Source organism: Deinococcus pimensis DSM 21231, assembly GCF_000519345.1.
In the GTDB taxonomy this organism is placed as follows: Bacteria; Deinococcota; Deinococci; order Deinococcales; family Deinococcaceae; genus Deinococcus_A; species Deinococcus_A pimensis.
Genome location: NZ_KI912638.1, coordinates 3,017 through 3,343, shown reverse-complemented (window position 1 = coordinate 3,343; position 327 = coordinate 3,017). Strand labels below are relative to the sequence as shown.

1 protein-coding gene is annotated in these 327 nt (G+C 74.9%); it reads left to right on the top strand.

Annotated elements, in window-relative coordinates; genetic code table 11:
- A partial coding sequence (locus DEIPI_RS30065) for an ATP-binding protein (protein ID WP_045234059.1) occupies positions 1–327 on the top strand: 327 nt, incomplete at both ends.

Sequence of the window (327 nt, the reverse complement as noted above, 5' to 3'; positions counted from 1 at the left end):
CCTACCGTGCGCCGCACAGCACCGTCTCCGACGCGGGCCTCATCGGCGGGGGCAGCGTGCCGAAGCCGGGCGAGGTGAGCCTCGCGCACCGGGGCGTGCTGTTCCTCGACGAGTTCCCGGAGTACGCCCGCGCGGCCCTGGAGGCGCTGCGTCAGCCCATGGAGGACGGCGTCGTCACGATCAGCCGGGCGCGGGCGAGCGTCACGTACCCCGCGCGCTTCCAGCTCGTGGCGGCCATGAATCCCTGCCCGTGCGGGCATCACGGGGACCCGGAGCGCGAGTGCGCCTGCACGCCGCACGAGCGGGCGCGTTACGCCGCGCGTGTGA